The sequence below is a fragment of the Teichococcus deserti genome, from assembly GCF_001982615.1.
GTDB classification, from domain to species: Bacteria; Pseudomonadota; Alphaproteobacteria; order Acetobacterales; family Acetobacteraceae; genus Pseudoroseomonas; species Pseudoroseomonas deserti.
Map to the genome: position 1 here is coordinate 1 of NZ_MLCO01000281.1, position 14,947 is coordinate 14,947.

Annotated in this window: 10 protein-coding genes and 1 pseudogene; 8 read left to right on the forward strand and 3 right to left on the reverse strand. The window is 69.7% G+C overall.

Going from position 1 to position 14,947, the window contains the following annotated elements; all coding sequences use genetic code 11:
- The coding region (locus BKE38_RS24040; RefSeq protein WP_076959757.1) for a xanthine dehydrogenase family protein molybdopterin-binding subunit at positions 1-1,890 on the reverse strand (1,890 nt) is incomplete at its 3' end.
- A 165-nt stretch (positions 1,891-2,055) separates the two neighbouring features.
- On the opposite strand from BKE38_RS24040, the gene BKE38_RS24045 reads away from it, so the two are divergent.
- Positions 2,056-3,771 (forward strand): methyl-accepting chemotaxis protein, encoded by a 1,716-nt coding sequence (locus BKE38_RS24045; protein ID WP_076959758.1) that lies wholly within the window; start codon positions 2,056-2,058, stop codon positions 3,769-3,771.
- A 325-nt stretch (positions 3,772-4,096) separates the two neighbouring features.
- Here BKE38_RS24045 and BKE38_RS24050 read toward each other — a convergent pair whose 3' ends face one another.
- On the reverse strand, positions 4,097-4,987 hold the full coding sequence (locus tag BKE38_RS24050; protein ID WP_076959759.1) for a LysR family transcriptional regulator: 891 nt from the start codon (positions 4,985-4,987) through the stop codon (positions 4,097-4,099).
- A 112-nt stretch (positions 4,988-5,099) separates the two neighbouring features.
- On the opposite strand from BKE38_RS24050, the gene BKE38_RS24055 reads away from it, so the two are divergent.
- The 6 genes from BKE38_RS24055 (at position 5,100) to BKE38_RS24080 (ending at position 9,581) form a co-directional block, all read left to right on the forward strand.
- On the forward strand, positions 5,100-6,077 hold the full coding sequence (locus BKE38_RS24055) for a tripartite tricarboxylate transporter substrate binding protein (RefSeq protein ID WP_076959760.1): 978 nt from the start codon (positions 5,100-5,102) through the stop codon (positions 6,075-6,077).
- Positions 6,078-6,081: 4 nt separating this feature from the next.
- Positions 6,082-7,035: a hydroxyacid dehydrogenase gene (locus tag BKE38_RS24060; protein WP_083747830.1), complete on the forward strand. Its 954-nt coding sequence runs from the start codon at positions 6,082-6,084 to the stop codon at positions 7,033-7,035.
- 90 nt (positions 7,036-7,125) lie between these two features.
- On the forward strand, positions 7,126-7,473 hold the full coding sequence (locus BKE38_RS24065) for a hypothetical protein (RefSeq protein WP_076959762.1): 348 nt from the start codon (positions 7,126-7,128) through the stop codon (positions 7,471-7,473).
- Between the two features lie 4 nt (positions 7,474-7,477).
- The gene (locus tag BKE38_RS24070; protein ID WP_076959763.1) at positions 7,478-7,927 is read left to right on the forward strand and encodes a GNAT family N-acetyltransferase; all 450 of its coding nucleotides are present in this window, start codon (positions 7,478-7,480) and stop codon (positions 7,925-7,927) included.
- 121 nt (positions 7,928-8,048) lie between these two features.
- Entirely contained in the window at positions 8,049-9,038 is a 990-nt protein-coding gene (locus BKE38_RS24075) for an amidohydrolase family protein (RefSeq protein ID WP_076959764.1), read from the forward strand.
- A gap of 81 nt (positions 9,039-9,119) precedes the next feature.
- Positions 9,120-9,581, forward strand: a complete 462-nt coding sequence (locus BKE38_RS24080) for a hypothetical protein (RefSeq protein WP_076959766.1) — start codon at positions 9,120-9,122, stop codon at positions 9,579-9,581.
- Here BKE38_RS24080 and BKE38_RS24085 read toward each other — a convergent pair.
- Complete coding sequence (locus tag BKE38_RS24085) at positions 9,578-10,738, reverse strand: GGDEF domain-containing protein (RefSeq protein WP_076959765.1); 1,161 nt, start codon at positions 10,736-10,738, stop codon at positions 9,578-9,580. The two genes, BKE38_RS24080 and BKE38_RS24085, sit on opposite strands and share 4 nt — an antisense overlap.
- Positions 10,739-11,874: 1,136 nt before the next feature.
- Between BKE38_RS24085 and BKE38_RS24090 the strand changes: the two are divergent.
- Positions 11,875-14,947: pseudogene (locus tag BKE38_RS24090) on the forward strand (calcium-binding protein); the annotation flags it as partial.

The window sequence follows — 14,947 nt, forward strand, 5'->3', positions numbered from 1 at the left end:
GACCTCGACCTCGCAGACATGGCAGCCGTTCGGCCAGGTGGGGCCGGACACGCTGCTGGTGCTGTCGATGAAGATGCGGCCCTCGGGCTGGCGCGCCGCCAGCTCGAAGAGGTCGATGCCGCGGTCGGTGCCGGCCAGCTGGATGCGGCCCTGGCTGTCTTCGAGGTCGCCGGCGGACACCTCCAGCGCCTCCGAGGCGAGGTCCTTCGCCTTGTCGACCGTGCGGTCGGCAGCGACCTTCACGGCGGAGCCGGCGGTGAACAGCGAGCGCGAGCCGGCGCTGCCGAAGCCGCTGCCGCGATCGCTGTCGCCGAAGACCACGCGGATTTTTTCAAGCGGCACGCCGAAGACGTCGACGGCGAGCTGGGCGTAGGAGGTGGCGATGCCCTGTCCCATGGCCTGGGTGGTGGCATAGATCTCGATGGCGCCGTCGCCCTGGACGGCGACGGTCACCCGCTCCTCGAAGACATTGCCGCCGGTCCATTCCAGGAAGGTGGCGATGCCGCGGCCGCGTTTTTTCCCCTTGGCCGCCGAGGCGCGGGCACGGGCGTCGAAGCCGTCCCAATCCGCCAGCGTCAGCCCCTGGTCGAGCATCTTCTCGAAGGCGCCGCTGTCATAGGTCTGGCCCATGACGTTCTTGTAGGGCATCAGCCCGGGGCGGATCATGTTGCGGCGGCGGAGCTCCGCCGGATCGATCCCCATGCGGCGGGCGGCGACATCCATCAGCCGCTCGATCAGGTAGATCGCCTCCGGCCGGCCGGCGCCGCGATAGGGGCCGGTCGGCGCCGTGTTGGTCATCACCGCGGTGAAGCGGAAATCCACCACGCCGATGTCGTAGATGCTGGTGGAGACCCAGGGGCCGATCAGCAGCTGGATGGCGATGCCGGAATTGCGCGGATAGGCGCCCATATCGGCCAGGGTCCGCACCCGGAAGCCCAGCACTTTTCCCTGCGCATCCAGCGCCAGTTCCGCATGGCTCTCGGTGTCGCGCCCATGCAGCGCCGCCAGGAAGTCCTCCATCCGGGTGGCGGCCCATTTCACCGGGCGGCCGACCTGGCGCGCGGCAAAGGCGACCACCGCATCCTCGGGATAGAGGCCGGTCTTCATGCCGAAGCCGCCGCCGACATCGCCGACCAGCACCCGCACGCTGCCCTCCGGCAGGCCCAGCAGGTCGCGGATCGAATCCCGCGCGCCGGAGGGCATCTGGCTGCTCATCGTCACGGTGACGCGGCCGCTCGCCGCGTCATGCGCGGCCAGCACCACGCGGGGCTCCATCGAGACCGGGGCCAGCCGCTGGTTCACCAGCTCCAGCGAGACCACATGCGCGGCCGCGGCGAAGCCGGCCTCGGTCGCCGCCGCGTCGCCATACTGCGTCTCGGCGACGATGTTGCCGCCCTCCCACAGCGGGGGTGCCTCCGGCGAGGCGGCGCGGGCCAGGCCGATGGCGGCAGGCAGGTCTTCGTAATCCACCTCGATCGCCTCGGCGGCGTCGCGCGCCAGGGACGGCGTCTCGGCGACCACGGCGGCCACGGCGTCGCCGACGAAGCGCACGGTGCCGCGCGCCAGCAGCGGCTGCGCCGGCGCCCCGAGCGGCGCGCCGCCCGGGCGCTTGAAGGGCAGGGTGACCGCCATCGGCTTGACCCCGGCCGCCGCCAGCTCCTCGCCGGTGATCACCGCCAGCACGCCGGGGATGGCCAGCGCCGGCGCCACGTCGATCGAGACGATCCGCGCATGCGCATGCGGCGAGCGCAGGAAGTAGAGATGCGTCTGGCCTTCGGGGGCGAGGTCGCCGGTGAAGCGGCCGACGCCTTCCAGCAGCGCCTTGTCCTCGATCCGCCGCACCTTCTGGCCGCTGCCGAACCGGCCGAAGCTTCCTGACAAATCCGCCATCCGGTCCTCTCTCCCACGACAATGTATCCCGCCCGTCGACCCTAGCCATCCCAGCACCGGCGCGGCAAGCGGCCGGCCGGGGAAAGGTCAGGCTTCCGGCCACAAGGTGGTCATGAATTCGTGTCGAATCTGGTTCGACGCCCTTCCTCCTCATGGGACCGCAAGATGTTCAGCTTCTCCCCGATCTTCTGTCGCGAGCGTGCCCTGCTGGAGGCGGCCAGCCGGTCCCAGGCGATCATCGAATTCGCCCTCGACGGCACCATCCGCCGCGCCAACGGCAATTTCCTGACGGCGATGGGCTATGAGCTCGCCGAGATCCAGGGCAAGCATCACAGCCTCTTCGTCGAGCCGCGCGAGGCGCAATCCGCCGCCTATCGCGACTTCTGGGAGGCGCTGCGCCGCGGCGAGTACCGCTCGGCCGAGTTCCGCCGCCTGGCCAAGGGCGGGCGCGAGGTCTGGATCCAGGCCAGCTACACCCCGGTGCTGAACCGCCGCGGCAAGCCGATCGGGGTGGTGAAGTTCGCCACCGACGTGACCGAGGCGAAGCGCCGCGCGATCGCCGACGGCGCGCAGATCGCCTCGATCCACCGCTCCCAGGCGGTGATCCATTTCCGCATGGACGGGGTGATCACCCAGGCCAACGACATTTTCCTACAAATGATGGGCTACGCGCTGCATGAGGTCGTCGGCCAGAGCCACCGCATGTGCGTGACGCCGGAACATGCCAGCAGCGGCGACTACGAGCGCTTCTGGGCCGGGCTGCGGCGTGGCGAGTTCCAGCGCGCCGAATACAAGCGCCTGGGCAAGGGCGGGCGCGAGGTCTGGATCCTGGCCACCTACACCCCGGTGCTGGGTCTCGACGGCACGCCGGTCGAGGTGATCAAGTTCGCCACCGACATCACCGCGAGCAAGCTGCGCACCGCCGACTTCGAGGGGCAGATCGACGCCATCAACAAGTCGCAGGCGGTGATCCATTTCGACATGGAAGGCCGCGTGCTGCAGGCCAACCGCAACTTCCTCCGCGCCATGGGCTATGCCGAGGCCGAGGTGGTCGGCCGCCACCACAGCATGTTCATCGAGCCGGAGCTGACCGGCACCCGGGACTACGAGGAGTTCTGGGCCAAGCTGCGGCGCGGCGACTTCCACTCGGCGGTCTACAAGCGGATCGGCAAGGGCGGCCGCGTGGTCTGGATCAGCGCCACCTACAACCCGATCCTCGACCTCAACGGCCGCCCCTGCAAGGTCGTCAAATACGCCTCCGACATCACCGCGCGGATGCAGTCGCGCGCCGAGGCCATCACCTTCGCCGGCCAGACTCTGAGCAACGTGCAGTCGGTCGCCGCGGCGGTCGAGCAGATGAGCGCCTCGGCCGCGCAGATCTCCGAGACCATGCGGCGCTCGCAGGCGGTGGTGCAGGACATCACCCGCAAGGCGTCCGACGCCGACCAGGCGACGCGGCGGCTGCAGGAGGCGGCGGCGGCGATGGACCGGGTGGTGCAGCTGATCCGCACCATCGCCTCGCAGATCAGCCTGCTGTCGCTGAACGCCACCATCGAATCCGCCCGCGCCGGCGAGGCCGGCAAGGGCTTCGCGGTCGTCGCCCACGAGGTGAAGCAGCTGGCCAACCAGACCACCGCCGCGACCCAGCAGGTGGCCGAGAACATCGAGGCGATGCAGTCGGTCTCGGCCGAGGTCGGCACGGCGCTGAACGCCATCGCCGGCTCGGTCGCCGCGCTGCTCGACTATGTCGGCGCCGCGGTCGGCGCGGTGGAGGAGCAGGGCAACGCCACCCAGGAGATTTCCTCCAACATGCAGGCGGCCTCGGTCGATGTCGCCGGCATCACCCGCAGCCTGAGCGCCGACCGGGAGACGGCGGCCTGAGTCGCGACGGCCGCCTGGCGGGGGTCCGTCAGGCGGCCGGGTTGTCGCGCAAGCGGAGGGGGAAGGCGGTCAGACGGTCCTGCCGGCCGGCCGGGCGGGGCGCGCCGGCTGCGGGGCCGGGGCCCAGGGCAGGTGCACGATCGCCATGGTGAGATCGGAGAAGGACATGACAGGCAGCTCCTGAAATGTCGGGGCGGAATGCCTCGGCGTCTGGGGAAAGACTGGGCCTCTTCGCGCCGGCTGCCCAATTCCCAGCGGTGATGGCCGCTATTCGCCGCCACCCGCGCGCCGCGTCCATCTTCCGGCCATGACCAAGCCGAGGCGGTCAGCCGAGTCCAGGACCGACCGCCGCCACTTCCTCGGCGACGATCCCCGCCACCGCCTCCAGCCCGGAGGCCGGGTAGAGCACGTGGTAGTCGAGGCGCGGCATCGGCGGCGTGGTCTCGATGATGCGCAGCTCGCCGGAGGCCACCTTCGGCAGGAACTGGCTGCGCGGCATCAGCGCGATGCCCAGCCCCGCGATGGTCATCCCCGACAGCGCCGTCAGGCTGTTGCAGGCCAGGATCAGCTGCGGCCGCTGGCCGTTCTCCAGCAGCCATTCATTGACCACCGCCTGCAGGCCGGAGCGCTGGGTCTGCGCCAGCAGCGGGAACCGCGCCAGCGCCGCGGCCGGCAGCGGCCCCGGCGGCAGCGGCCCGAGGCTGGCGCCCGCCATCCAGGCCAGCTCCAGGCTGGCCACCTTCCGCGCATGCAGCAGCCCGCCCGGCGGCGGGCCAGGGGCGATCGCCATGTCGCTGCGGCGGTCCAGCAGGTCCTGGTGCAGGTCCTCGGCCAGCTTCACCTCGGTGCGCAGCCGGATCCGCGGCAGCCGGGCGCGGATGCGGGTGATCAGCGCCGGCAGCACGGTCAGCGCCACCAGCTCGGTGATGCCGATGCGGAACTGGCCGGCATATTCGGCCGGATCGTCCAGGGTCGCGCGCATCCGGGTCCTGAGCGCCAGCATCTCGGCGCAGAGCGGCAGCAGCGCATGGCCGTGCCGGGTCAGCTGCGGCGGCCGGGCGCCGCGGTCGAACAGCAGGAAGCCGAGATCGGCCTCCAGCTCGACGATGCGCTTGGAGATGGCCGGCTGGGTGGTGCCCAGCGCCTGGGCGGCGGCGGCGAAGCTGCCGGCCTCGACGATGGCGTGGAAGGCTTCGACCTGGCGCAGCGAGACCATCGTCTTCCATGCCGGAAAGTTATCGCCAGCGATGAATATATATGACTTTCCAGCAGGGCAAGCCCGGCTAGGATTGCCGGCAACGAGACCACCAACGAGGAAACCAACGAGAATGCTGACCCGCAGGCGTCTTGGCGCCGCTGCCCTGGCGGGCATGCTCGCCGCCCCCGCCGTCTCCCGCGCCGACGACGCCTGGCCCGCTGCCCGGCCGATCGAGGTGATCGTGCCCTATCCGCCGGCCGGCGGCATCGACCTGATGGCGCGTCTGGCGGTCAAGTACCTGCCCAAGCACCTGCCGCAGGCGCGCTTCGTGGTGACCAACCGGCCCGGCGCCGGCGGCCAGACCGGCAACGAGGCGATCTTCGCCGCCCGACCCGACGGCTTCACCATCGGCGCCATCGCCAGCCTGGCGCTGAGCTCGATCCCGCTCGAGCGCCGGGTGCGCTGGAGCATCGCCGACTATTCCTACATCGCCAATGCCGTCGACGATCCCGGCGCCTTCTGGGTGCGGGCGGATTCGCCGATCAGGGACCTGGCGGATCTGCGCGCCCGGGCGGCGGCAAAGCCGGAAGCGGTCTCGATCGGCACCGCCGCCGGCATCGGCTCCGACGACCACCAGCTGCTGCTGGCCTTCGAGGAGGCGACCGGCGTCAAGACGCTGAACTCCCCCTACAACGGCACGGCGCCCTGCATCCGCGACCTGCTTGGCGGGCAGATCGATGTCGCCAGCTACAACAACAGCGAGGGGCTGGCCCTGCTGCGCGAGGGCCGCACCCGCTGCCTGGGCCAGGCGGCGCCGGCGCGCTGGCAGGCGATGGCCGATGTCGCGACCTTCCGCGAGCAGGGGATGGATGTGCTCGGCGGCTCGGCCCGCGGCTTCATCGCGCCGCCCGGCCTGCCGAAGCCGATCCTGGACCAGCTGGTCGCGGGCTTCGGCGCGCTGCTGAACGACGCCGAGTTCCTGGCGGAAGCCAAGACGCTGAACCTGCCGCTGCGCCCGATCGTCGGCGACGAGTACCGCAAGTTCGTCCTGGCGGAAGCCGAGACCGTGAAGGGGCTTTTCGCCCGCCGCCCCTGGAGCCATGGCTGATCCGATGCGCAAGGTCCTTGTCCTGAACCCGATCCATCCCGACGGCCTGGCGCGGCTGGCGGCCGACCCTGGCGTGGAGCTCGTCGGCCCCGGCGACATCACCCCGGAAAACCTGCCCGGCCACCTGGCCGGCGCCGAGGCCATCATCGTCCGCGGCACCGCCATCGACCGGCCGCTGCTGGCCCAGGCGCAGCGGCTACGCCTCGTCGTCCGCCATGGCGTCGGCTATGATTCCGTCGACGTGCCCGCGCTGCAGGAGCGCGGCATCATCCTGGCCATCACGCCCGAGGCCAATGCGCTGTCGGTCGCCGAGCACACGCTGATGCTGATGCTCTCGCTCTCCCGCCAGATCGCGCGCTTCAATGCCAGCGTGCGCAGCGGCGCCTGGGTGGTGCCCGGCCAGTCGCCGACCCGCGACCTGTTCGGCCAGACCGTGCTGCTGCTGGGCTTCGGCCGCATCGGCACGCGGGTGGCGAAGCTTTGCGCGGCTTTCGGCATGCGGGTGCTGGTGCATGACCCGGCGATCCCGGCCAACACCATCCGCGGCCTCGGCTTCCTGCCGGCGCCCGACCGTGCGGCCGCCCTGGCGGAGGCCGAGATCGTGTCGCTGCACTGCCCGTCCAACGCGCTCACCCGCAACATGGTCGACGACGCGTTTCTCGCGCAGATGCGGCCCGACGCGCTGCTGATCAACGCCGCCCGCGGCACCCTGGTCGACGAGGCGGCGCTGGAGCGGGCGCTCGCCCGCGGCCATCTGCGCGGCGTCGGCATTGACGTCATCGCCGAGGAGCCGATGCGCGAAGTCCCCGCCTTCCTGGCGCATGAGCGGGTGCTGGTCACCCCGCATGTCGCCGCCAGCACCGCCGAGGGGTTGCACCGCATGGCGCTGGCCTCGGCCGACAACGTGCTGCAGTTCTTCGCGGGCGCGCTGTCGCCGGAGGCCATCGTCACCGCCTGACGCGGGTATTTGACCACCGGCCGCGTTGACAGCGCGGCCGGGCAGGGCGGTAGCTGGTGTCTTGATGGACGAGGCATTGGCGGAAAGCGGATGGACCTGACGGGGCTGCTGGTGATCCTGGGCGCGATGCTGACCGGCATCGCGATGCTGGCGGTGCTGGGGCTTTGCGGCCTCTCCGCCCTGGCGCTGCGGCTGCGCGACCGCCCGCGGCCGCTGGCGCTGTACCAGGCCATGGCAGGGTCCTTCGCCGCGGCCCTGCCCCCCGGGCTGGTGGTGGCGGTGACGTTCCTGACCGACGGCGACGGCACGGTGCAGCCGATCCTCGGCCATATCGAGGCGGTCTGGCCGCTCAGCCTGGTGCTCTGGCTCGGCTTCCTGGTGCTGGTCTGGTGGGCGGGCGCCCGTCTGCTGCGCCGCGCTCTCGTCCCCGCGGCGTGACGCCATGCGGATCCGCGCCGCCCTCGAGGCCGATGCCGCCGCCATCAGCGCCGTGGTGGTCGCGGCGCTGCGCCAGAGCAATGCCCGCGACTACCCGCCCGCGGTGATCGAGGCGGTGGCCGAGGCCTTCGCCCCCGAGGCGGTGCGCGGCCAGATCGCCCGCCGCCGCGTCTTCCTGGCCGAGGTCGAGGGCGTCGTGGTCGGCACCGCCGCGCTGGAAGGCGATGTGGTGCGCAGCGTCTTCGTGGCGCCCGGCCGCCAGGGCCAGGGCATCGGCCGCGCCCTGATGGCGATGCTGGAGGACACCGCGCGCGCCGGCGGCGAGACCGCGCTGCGCGTCCCCGCCTCGGTCACGGCGGAGGGGTTTTACGCGCGGCTCGGCTACGCCCGGCAGCGGGAGGTGGTGCAGGGCGAGGAGCGGACCATCGTCATGGCGCGGGAGCTGCCACCCTGAGCGGAGCACGGCTTCGCGCGCGGCCGCGAAGCGGGATTGCCGCCCGGCCGCCGAGGGGACCAGAGTGTCGCGCCGCCTGCGCAACGACGCGGGCCAGGACCTCGGAGGAATGGACAGGACAATGATGACACGCAGGCAAGGGTTGATCACGGCCGCGGCGCTCGGCGCCACCGGCCTGTCGCGCGGCGCGGCCGCCCAGGGCGCGGCGGCGCCGGCGACGGCCCCCACCGTGCGCACGCCGGTGAACTTCCAGGTGCCGCCCGGCGCCTGCGACTGCCACACCCACGTCTTCCCCGACCCCCAGAAATTCCCCTTCTGGAGCGGCCGGGTCTATACCCCGCCGATCGCCACCGCCGACGACCTGCTGAACCTGCAGCGCGCGCTGCATCTGGACCGCGTCGTCATTGTCCAGCCCAGCGTCTATGGCACCGACAATGCGGCGACGCTGGACGGGCTGCGCCAGCTCGGCGCGCGGCGGGCGAGGGGGGTCGCGGTCATCGGCCCGCAGACCACGGCGCAGGAGCTCGACCGGATGCAGCAGGCCGGCATCCGCGGCATCCGCGTCAATCTGGAGACCGGGGGCATCACCGATCCGGCGCGGGCCGCCCAGGTGCTGGAGGCGGCGCTGGCGCAGATCCAGGGCCGGCCCTGGCACCTGCAGGTCTATGCCCGGCTGCCGCTGATCGAGGCGCTGCAGGACCGGCTGTCCGGCCTGCCGATGCCGGTGGTCTTCGACCATTTTGCGGGCGCCCAGGCCTCGGCCGGGGTCGACCAGCCGGGCTTCGCCGCGGTGCTGACGCTGGTGCGCTCGGGACGCGCCTATGTGAAGATCTCCGGCGCCTACCGCGCCTCGGAGGAGGCGCCGGACTACCCCAAGGTCGCGCCGCTGGCCCGCGCGCTGATCGAGGCCAATCCCGACCGCATCGTCTGGGGCACCGACTGGCCGCATCCGGACAGCGCCGTGCTGGCCGGCCGCGCCGCGACCGACATCGCGGCGCCGGTGCCGGTGGATGACGGGCGGGTGCTGAACCTGCTGACCGACTGGGCGCCGGAGGCCGCGGTGCGCCAGCGCATCCTGGTCGACAACCCGGCGCGGCTCTACGACTTCTGATCGGCGGCCCGGCGGCGGGCGGGTTGCCCCGCCCCCGCTCCGGGGCCAAGGTCGGGCGGTCATCCGTTGGAGCCGCCCACCATGTCCGAGACGCTGACCGTCGCCGCCCTTTATGCCGAGCGCAAGGCGAGGCGCGACGCCGAGCTCGACCAGCTGCACCAGGCCGAGGCGGCGGCGCTGAAGGAGCAGGATGCCGAGCATCGCGCCTTCCTCGCCCGCGCCATGACCGAGGCCGATGCCGCCGACATCCAGCACCGCATCCTGCGCGCCTTCGGCCGGCATGAGCGGGAGGTGCAGATCCTGGCCTTCCCCTCGGACTACTGCCCGGACAGCGGCCGGCGCATCAACCATGCGCTGCCCGGCTGGGAGGACCAGCTGCCGGGCTTCGCCAAGGCGCTCTACGCCTATTGGTCGCAGACGCTGAAGCCGGGCGGCTTCGGGCTGCAGGCGCGCATCGTCAGCCTGCGGGACGGCATGCCCGGCGATGTCGGGCTGTTCGTCACCTGGCCCGACGAATTTTCGTTCGATAACGGCGGGGTCTAGACCACCACCTGGTCGCGCCCCAGCGCCTTGGCGCGGTAGAGCAGGAAGTCGGCGCGGGCCATGCCGGCCTCGAGGCCGGGCGCGCCGGCGGCGATGGCAGCGAGGCCCAGGCTGATGGTGTAGGGCGGCTGGCCGGCGACAGGCTGCGCCACCGCGGCGCGCATGCGCTGCGCCAGGGCGGCGGCCTCGGCCTCGGTGGTGGCGGGCAGGGTGATCAGGAACTCGTCGCCGCCCAGCCGGTAGAGCTCGCCGGCGCGCTCGCTGGCCAGCGCCGCCATGCGGGGGGCGAAGCCGGCCAGCACGGCATCCCCCGCAGCATGGCCGTGGCGGTCGTTCACCACCTTGAAATGGTCGATGTCGAGCAGGATCAGCACGCCGCCGCGCGCCAGGAAGCCGCGCTGCCGCGCCGCCAGCCCGGCGCGGTTCCAGGCGCCGGTCAGCGGGTCGCGCAGCGCGGCCTCGCGGAGGGCCGCGCGGTCGCGCTCGCCGGGCATGGCCAGCAGGCCGAGATAGAGCACCGGCAGTAGCAGCTGGTCCGACAGGATCGGGACCAGCGCCGCAAAGTTGTTGGTTTCGATCGCCTGGGTGTCGAGGGCGATGGCGATGCAATAACCAGGGATATAGGCCAGCATGGCGCAGGCGGCGATGACGCGGCCGCCGCCGGCCGGGCTGCCGGCGCGGCGCGGCGGGCGCAGCATCACCAGCCCGAGCGCCAGGACATTGCCCATCAGCCCCAGGCTGCCGCCGACCCGCCGGGCCGAGAGCGGCGGCAGGCCGAGCAGCCCTGCCGCGATCTCGCCGGCCCAGGCGCCAAGGCCCAGCAGCAGCACCGCCAGCATCCAGAGGCGCCAGGGCCGGCGGCCGTCGGACAGGCGCAGCCCGGTGACCAGCAGCAGGTTGCTGGCGACGATGCCGGTCAGCAGCAGGCAGACGGCGGGCAGCGCGGGCTCGCCGGCCGGGGCGGCGGCATCGGCCAGGGCCTCCAGCCCGATCAGCACCAGGCCATAGACGATGGCGCTGGCTGACCAGTGCAGCAGGTAGCGCTCCTCCCGCCGGCCGATCCAGAGCAGCAGGAAGACGAGGGAGAAGGCCAGGGTCAGCAGCACGCTGCAAAGGCGCAGCGTGCTCAGATCGGGCAGTTTGGTCAGGAGCGGCATGGCGACGGGGCGTCGGGGTCCGGGGATGCGCGGGTGGCGGCGCGCTCCTAGCACGGATCACGCCCCCGTGTGGAAGTTTGCAAGACTTTGTAAGGATGCCGGCGACGCAGGAAAGATATGTCCGGGCTGATCGCGTCCGCCAGGCTTCAATTTACATAACACAGATTATACGCCTACCCTGAGTTGGGAGGAGAGGATATGTCCTGTCAACGCGTCACGCCGCAAAGGCGAGCCGTGATGCGGTTCTAGGCGGACCTGCACCACATCCGGGAACGGCCTGGGCTGTTCAGCCTCTCGGTCAAGCGATGTGCCGTTCGATTCCTTTCCTGCGGGCAACTGCGCCGCCCGCCCTGCCGCATCTGGATTGCCCGTTAAGCCAGCGCGGATCCGGGGTGTGGAGAGCAGCTCCGGGTTCGGCCCGCCGCCGTGAGAAGACCGTGCTCAGCGCCTGGCGTCGGCCCTTCGCTTGCCCTCCGGCCGCATAGGCTTCCTCCGATCGAGAACGGCGCCATCGCCAATGCCCGGCGGTCCAGGAATGCCGCAATCAGGAGGAAGGATGCCAGGTCACCAAGCGCCCTTGCCCGCTTCTGCCCGGGACATCGTGGACCTCGGCCGCGTCCCGTCGATCCGCCGGAATGTGGGTCGGTGAAGGATGATGGTGGTCGGCCGTTTGAAGGCGGAATGCTGACGGAGGTGCGTCTCTTCCACCGACGCGCCCTGCCCTCCGTCTCCCCCTGCTTTCTTTCAAAAGCTTATTATTCTGGCTTCCGGAGCAAATTGGGACGGGCGCGCCAGGCATCCACCGCATGGTTGCGGTCGGGCCTGTTGCACGCGCTCTTCCGCCCACCTCTTAAAAGGCTCGCAATTCGGCGGAACCGGTCACAGGAGGAAGCCAGTCGCACCTGGAAGTGGCTGGCGAGCGGCCAATGCGCTCTTTGGCTGAACGACAACACATCCAAATTCCATCATGTGGTGCCTTCGTATCTGCTGAATGCCTGACCGGGGAGCATCTGGTCTTACATTAACCATTCGCTTACAGAATTCGAAATTTGACCGGGAATAACTAAATTATTAACATTGTGACACGGTTTTGGCCTGTGTAAGTGCAATCACGGTTGCACTGCCGAGAGGTCAAAATGGCTGCTATCAATGGTACCCCCGGTGACGACGTCTATACGAGCGCGTCGACGAACGACACGTTCAACGGAAGCTACGGCAACGATAGCTTCGATGGCGGCACCGGCGTCGACTATGCTGTCTACGGGTCCAGCTTCAGCAGTGTGACGCTGACCGCGGATGTCACCTTCCACACCAGCGGCCTCCCTGTCACCGCCAAGGCGGTTGTCCAGAAGTACGGCACCAGCGGGACCTTCGTCGGCGAAGATACGCTGATCAATGTCGACAAGGTCACCGCGGCAACCGGTGGTCTCGATGACACGATCAGCACGCCGCTGTTGAACCAACCGACCGGCGCGGCCATCGGGACGAATATCGACCTCACGACAGGCCTCATCAAGCTGATGGGGCGGTTCAACAATGCCCCCATCTCGGGCAGCCTCGCCAACTTCGTCATCCCCACCGAAGGCTTCGAGCACGTCACGACGACGCAGTTCGCCGACAAGGTGACGGGGAACGCCGCCGCCAACACCATCTCGACCTTTGGCGGCGATGATGTCATCTCCGGCCTCGGCGGTGACGATGTCATCGACAGCGGCGACGGCAATGACATCGTCGATGGTGGCGCCGGCAACGATGTGATCCTGGGCGCTCTGAGCGGCAGTGACACCATCGACGGTGGCGCGGACCTTGACACTCTGGATTACACCAGCGCGGGCGGCACCGTCTCCCTTGGCCTCGACGCGGTCATCTCCGGCACTCAGCCGCGGTTGGCCATTGAAAAGGGCCCCGGCAACGGCATCGACACGGCCGTCAATGTCGAGAAGATCGTCGGCAGCGCGGGCAGCGGCGACGTCATCGACGGCCGGACCCTCGATGCTTTGCCGGCGCTCAGCGGTCAGTCTCCCGAGGCGCATCTGAACGTCGACATGGGTTCGGGCTCGGTTCAGATCGTCTTCGGGAATTCCGCCTATGCCCCGACCCTCTCGGGCAGCCTCAGCTATTCGGTCAGTGGCTTCGAAGTCGTCGAGGGCTCCGAGAACGCCGACCTCATGACCGGCGGCACCAGCTCCGCGAGCCTCACGCTGCGCGGCAACGCCGGCGAAGACACCCTGACCGGTGGCCAGGGCAGCGACATCATTGACGGCGGCGCCGATGACGACGTCATCCATGGCAGCCTCGGCAATGACAGCATCGACGGCGGGTCGGGCAATGACACGCTGAGCTACGTCGATATCGGCTCCGGCCATAGCATCTCGGCGAATCTGGTCAGCGGCACCGTCACGCATTCCGACGGAAACGCCAGCTATACCGACACCATCGCCAATATCGAGAAGATCGTCGGCACCGAGAGCGCTGACCACTTCATCATGGGCAATGATGCCATCACCATCGAGGGTGGCGATGGTGTCGATACGGCCGACTATTCGCAGGCTTCCGGCGCGCAGGGCGGCGTGACCGTCTCGCTGGATCCCTTCGCCTCGAGCGACGGTATCGCCGCAGGCCACACCCTGGTCAGCATCGAGAACATTGTGGGCACGGCCGGCGATGACTGGCTGATCGGCGACGTGACCGCCGGTGAAAGCTATGAGGGCGTCCGCAACGTCTTCCATGGCGGCGCTGGCGACGACGTGCTGGACGGCGGCCGCGGCAATGACCTGCTCGTCGGCGGCAGCGGGTCGAACGTGCTGATCGGCGGCGAGGGCAATGACACCATCGCCTACTATGATGCCGAAGGCGGCGTCGAAGTGCGCCTGGACAAGGGTGAGACGACCAGCCTGGTGTCCGGCAACACCGATCGCGACGACCTGATTTCGGTCGAGAACGTGATCGGCAGCGACTACGCTGATCTGATCGTCGGCGACGGGAACGACAACATCCTCCTCGGTGAGGACGGCGACGATAAGCTCGAGGGCGGCGCCGGCGCTGACTTCCTCGACGGTGGCGAGGGCACCGACACCGCCTCCTACGCCAATGCCAGCCGGGGCGTGACCGCCGCCCTGACCGATGGCCATCGCGAGCCGCCGGGTGACTTCGGCATCTTCGGGGCCCTGCCCAGCTCGCCGAACACCGGTGATGCGGCAGGCGACGTCTACAACAGCATCGAGAACCTCGAGGGATCGAAGTACGCCGATGCTCTCTATGGCAATGCGGGGGCCAATCACCTCTACGGCCTGGCCGGAAAGGACGCCCTGTATGGCGGTGCTGGCGATGATGTGCTGGAAGGTGGCCTCGATGCCGACGCCCTGAACGGCGGCGACGGCTTCGACATCGCCAGCTATGAGAATGCGGCCATCGGCGTCGAGGCATCGCTTGCTGCGCGCAAGAACAGCCTGCAGGGCCTGGCCGGCAATGAGGCGCGGGGCGACACCTACGTCTCGATCGAAGGTCTGCGCGGGTCGGACCATGCCGACAAGCTGATTGGCGATGGTGGCGACAACCTGCTGCAGGGCCTGGCCGGCGACGACGTCCTGGATGGTGGCGCGGGCCATGACATCATCTCTGGTGACGATGGAGACGACACCATCGACGGCGGTGATGGCAATGACATGTTGGGTGGCGGTGAAGGCAACGACATCCTCCGCGGCGGTGCGGGCAATGACTACATCACCGGGGCCGAGGGGAATGACACCCTGGATGGCGGCGCGGGTGACGATCAGCTGTCCGGCGGCATCGGAAACGACGTGATCGACGGTGGTGATGGTGTCGATACCGTCAGCTATGTCTACCGCGACGAGGGGCTGACGATTGACCTGACCCTCGGCTTCGCCGGCAGCGGCAATGACACGGATACGCTGTCCGGCATCGAGAACGCGACCGGCTCTGATTACGACGACACGCTCATTGGCAACGCCGCCGACAACATCCTCCGCGGCGGCTGGGGCAACGACACCCTGATCGGCGGCGGCGGCGTCGATTACTTCGACGGTGGCGAAGGTGTCGACACGGTCTCCTATGCTTCCGAGACGGGCGGCATCTCGCTCGACCTGACCGCGCAGGGGAACTCGACCGGCGCCGCGGCCGGCGAGACCCTGGTCAACATCGAGAACCTGATCGGCGGCTCGGGCAACGACACGCTGAAGGGCGATGTCC

Coding starts and splice junctions, on each gene's coding strand:
- BKE38_RS24080 (WP_076959766.1), top strand. CDS start 9,120: ATGTCCGAGACGCTGACCGTCGCCGCCCTTTATGCCGAGCGCAAGGCG.
- BKE38_RS24085 (WP_076959765.1), bottom strand. CDS start 10,738: ATGCCGCTCCTGACCAAACTGCCCGATCTGAGCACGCTGCGCCTTTGC.
- BKE38_RS24045 (WP_076959758.1), top strand. CDS start 2,056: ATGTTCAGCTTCTCCCCGATCTTCTGTCGCGAGCGTGCCCTGCTGGAG.
- BKE38_RS24070 (WP_076959763.1), top strand. CDS start 7,478: ATGCGGATCCGCGCCGCCCTCGAGGCCGATGCCGCCGCCATCAGCGCC.
- BKE38_RS24060 (WP_083747830.1), top strand. CDS start 6,082: ATGCGCAAGGTCCTTGTCCTGAACCCGATCCATCCCGACGGCCTGGCG.
- BKE38_RS24050 (WP_076959759.1), bottom strand. CDS start 4,987: ATGGTCTCGCTGCGCCAGGTCGAAGCCTTCCACGCCATCGTCGAGGCC.
- BKE38_RS24065 (WP_076959762.1), top strand. CDS start 7,126: ATGGACCTGACGGGGCTGCTGGTGATCCTGGGCGCGATGCTGACCGGC.
- BKE38_RS24075 (WP_076959764.1), top strand. CDS start 8,049: ATGATGACACGCAGGCAAGGGTTGATCACGGCCGCGGCGCTCGGCGCC.
- BKE38_RS24055 (WP_076959760.1), top strand. CDS start 5,100: ATGCTGACCCGCAGGCGTCTTGGCGCCGCTGCCCTGGCGGGCATGCTC.